The sequence below is a fragment of the Ectothiorhodospira magna genome, from assembly GCF_900110965.1.
Classification (GTDB): Bacteria; Pseudomonadota; Gammaproteobacteria; order Ectothiorhodospirales; family Ectothiorhodospiraceae; genus Ectothiorhodospira; species Ectothiorhodospira magna.
Genome location: NZ_FOFO01000050.1, coordinates 1 through 2,083, shown reverse-complemented (window position 1 = coordinate 2,083; position 2,083 = coordinate 1). Strand labels below are relative to the sequence as shown.

5 protein-coding genes are annotated in these 2,083 nt (G+C 61.5%); 1 reads left to right on the top strand and 4 read right to left on the bottom strand.

What is annotated here, in order from left to right:
• Positions 1-99: 99 nt before the first annotated feature.
• The 3 genes from BMX62_RS12995 to BMX62_RS12435 are packed head-to-tail and all read right to left on the bottom strand — an operon-like array spanning position 100 to position 817.
• The gene (locus BMX62_RS12995) at positions 100-381 is read right to left on the bottom strand and encodes a hypothetical protein (protein WP_202906278.1); all 282 of its coding nucleotides are present in this window, start codon (positions 379-381) and stop codon (positions 100-102) included.
• A 12-nt stretch (positions 382-393) separates the two neighbouring features.
• On the bottom strand, positions 394-684 hold the full coding sequence (locus tag BMX62_RS12440) for a nucleotidyltransferase family protein (protein ID WP_090209608.1): 291 nt from the start codon (positions 682-684) through the stop codon (positions 394-396).
• A gap of 16 nt (positions 685-700) precedes the next feature.
• On the bottom strand, positions 701-817 hold the full coding sequence (locus BMX62_RS12435; protein ID WP_274377175.1) for a type II toxin-antitoxin system MqsA family antitoxin: 117 nt from the start codon (positions 815-817) through the stop codon (positions 701-703).
• Between the two features lie 30 nt (positions 818-847).
• Here BMX62_RS12435 and BMX62_RS12430 point away from each other — a divergent pair, with 30 nt between their 5' ends.
• Positions 848-1,393 carry an RNA-guided endonuclease InsQ/TnpB family protein gene (locus BMX62_RS12430; RefSeq protein ID WP_238375994.1) on the top strand — a complete coding sequence of 182 codons (546 nt, stop codon included), beginning with the start codon at positions 848-850 and terminating at the stop codon, positions 1,391-1,393.
• A 143-nt stretch (positions 1,394-1,536) separates the two neighbouring features.
• Here BMX62_RS12430 and BMX62_RS12425 read toward each other — a convergent pair.
• On the bottom strand, positions 1,537-2,083 hold a 547-nt coding region (locus tag BMX62_RS12425), incomplete at its 5' end, for a DUF4351 domain-containing protein (protein ID WP_143339818.1).

Sequence of the window (2,083 nt, the reverse complement as noted above, 5' to 3'; positions counted from 1 at the left end):
GCGGTTCACTCCGTTCAAGCGGGTCAAGGCGATCTTGCTGGAACGGACTGAGCGCCTCCGGTTGGGACTGCTCAACCAGGACTCCAGTTGCTCGCTTGGTCAAACCCGGGCGCTATCAACGGAGAGCGAATCACCGAATGAGCACTTTCGAGTATGAAATTCGGAGCAGATGGTGCCTTTCAAGGGGCCGCCGCGCTGTATCCCGGCGCTCAACGATCCTGTCTTCTGGTAGGGGAGCAACACGCGCCTTATCCATACCACGAAGGCCCGGCGCAGGCCCATCTGCTCGGGTGCCTTGAGCCAGTCGACCTGCTTGCCCAGGACAATGAGCATCCCCTGCTCGTCACAGTTGTTCTCCAGGCGGAAGAGGGCGGCGACCACGCTGGTCGCGGGTCATACGGAGCGTGCCTCCGCGAGCACCTTGGCCCGGAAGTTGTCGGGCAAGGCATTGGGGGTCAAAACGTCCACAGGAACACCGAGCAGCTTGCCGAGTTCGTGGCGGATTGCGCCGATGTCGAGCAGGGTCGTATCAGGCGTCGGATCAATCAGGATATCCAGGTCGCTGCCATCCGTGTCTTGGCCGCGCAGGGCAGATCCAAACACCCGAGCATTGCAGGCGCGGTGAGACTCGACCACATGCCGGATCGCGGAACGATTCGAGTTCAAGGCTTCAGAGGGCTTCATGATCTACTCAACGGCTTCAGGCCCGCTTTACCTCTTCCAGCAATTCTGGATGGCGATCCAGCACTCGCAGAAACTTCACCACGGATCGTGGTGGATCGACTTCACCACGCTCATACCGACTAAAGGCGTTCACACCGCCTCCGAATACCTCGGCAGCTGCCTTTTGGGTCAGTTTGAGGCGGGTGCGAATTCGGCCCTCTCCCGCTGCCAGAAAGGCAGCGCCAATCGGGCCAAGGCACGGTTACTCGTCGCCAAGGCCCACGAGCGGGTCGCCAATGCCCGCCACGACTTCCAGCACAAGCTCTCTCGACAGATCGTTGACGACAACCAAGCGGTGATCGTCGAGACGCTGAAGGTCGGCAACATGATGAAAAACGCCAGACTCGCCCAGCACATCGGCGATGCGTCCTGGTATGCCTTGACCACCAAGCTGGACTACAAGGCCAAAGAGCAGGGCAAGCATCTGGTCAGGATCGACCCGTGGTTTGCCAGCTCCAGGACCTGCCATGTCTGCCAGCACAAGAGGGACGCCATGCCGTTGAACGTCCGGTCGTGGGCGTGCCCGGCCTGCCACACACAGCATGACCGGGATATCAACGCGGCGCTGAACATCAAGCATCAAGGCATAGTGAAGTTGAAGGCGGAAGGGCTGTCCGTCTCTGCCCATGGAGGCTTGCGTAAGCCCGGCACATCGCCGGCTGCTGCCTGAGAAGTGGGAAGCCTCGCCCGTGGCGCGTCAGCGCTTAGGGCGGGGAGCAGCCACCTGCAAGAAAGAAACACCGGTCATTGCTGTGGAGATTATGCCGGACGGATGCGGTCCGATCACGATCCCGTACAAGGGTACGATGGCACTCAGTGCCTGGGCGCCTCGCTCAGCAAGGCCTCCAGCGTCTCTGACTCCAGGATGGCATCCGCCCAGGTTTCCAGTTGCTCGGGACCGGCCTGGTCGAGCCGGGTCTGCGCCCATGTGGGGATCGCGCCGTACTTTTTGACCATCTGGCGGGCCAGCATGCGGCGGGTACCTTGCTCACGCCCTTGTTCCAGTCCTTGCTCAAGCCCCTCCTGGCGCCAGCGTTCGGGCCATTTCTTGATGCGTTCAGCCAACATGGTGTGTACCTCGTGCAGTTCCTGTAAATCGTTCAGTTCGGGCAACTCCATGCCGGGTGCCCGATGGGGGAGCAACACGCGCCGTATCCAGATCACGAAGGCACGGCGCAGGCCCGTTTGCTCGGGTGCCTTGAGCCAGTCGACCAGCTTGCCCAGGACATTGAGCATCTCCTGCTCATCACGGTTGTTCTCCAGCCGGAAGAGGGCCGCGACCACATTGCGTGCCGGCTCCGACCAGGCCGGGTCGTTGACGATTGCCCCCTCGTCCAGGAGGAGATAGCCAAGGGCAGGG

Bases quoted from the DNA above. Each gene is read 5' to 3' on its own strand.
- BMX62_RS12440 (WP_090209608.1), bottom strand. From the start codon at position 684: ATGAAGCCCTCTGAAGCCTTGAACTCGAATCGTTCCGCGATCCGGCAT.